Raw genomic sequence first — 790 nt, forward strand, 5'->3', positions numbered from 1 at the left:
GCCAATCAGTGCCGCTTTTGAGCCGCTTAAACCGGTGTTTAACTGGTTTAGTGACAAGGTGAAACAGCTTTCGAACTGGTTCGCTGACCTGATTAAACCGGTGAAAGCCACGCAAGAAACCTTGGACGTAGCCACCAACGCGGGCAAGTTATTCGGCGAGGGGCTGGCGGCGGCACTCAGTCTACCCATGGATGCGCTGAACACCCTGCGCAGTGGCATTGACTGGGTGCTGGAAAAGCTCGGTATTATCGACACCAAGTCTGACGGACTGGCTGATAAAGTCCCGAAAGATAACCCTTATTCGGGCGGATACTCACCCAGTGGCGGCGTGTTGTACGGCGGTTATCAGCCGGTGACTGCCAATACTGGCACCACCATCGTTGATAGCAGTGTGACCACCAACGACATCAATGTGACTATCCCGCCGGGCATGAGCCGACAGGATGCAGAGCGAATGATGGTGGATGCCCTTGCAAAAAATGAACGGGACAAGCGCGCCCGGTCACGCGGCCAGATGGAGAATGATTAATTATGATGTTATCACTGGGTTTATTTGTCTTTATGCGCCAGACCACGCCTTATCAAAGCCTGAATCGCAACATTGATTACCGTTGGCCGACCAACAGCCGGGTGGGCTTACGGCCAGCCGCGCAATTTCTTGGCGTCGACAGTGAGAAAATCACCTTATCTGGTGTGTTGTTGCCAGAGTTGACGGGTGGCCGCCTGTCATTGTTGACCCTTGAAGCGATGGCCGACCAAGGCAAGGCGTGGCCGCTGGTTGAGGGGAGCG

At 54.7% G+C, this 790-nt stretch carries 1 protein-coding gene and 1 pseudogene; both read left to right on the top strand.

Translation table 11 applies throughout. The features are described from left to right. Window positions 1-529, top strand: a pseudogene (locus OVO64_RS20395) (phage tail tape measure protein); the annotation flags it as partial. Window positions 530-531: 2 nt separating this feature from the next. Then, window positions 532-790: phage tail protein (locus OVO64_RS20400; RefSeq protein ID WP_267248998.1), on the top strand; the 259-nt coding region annotated here is incomplete at its 3' end.

Source organism: Yersinia sp. Marseille-Q5920, from assembly GCF_946902935.1.
Lineage (GTDB): Bacteria > Pseudomonadota > Gammaproteobacteria > Enterobacterales > Enterobacteriaceae > Yersinia > Yersinia rochesterensis.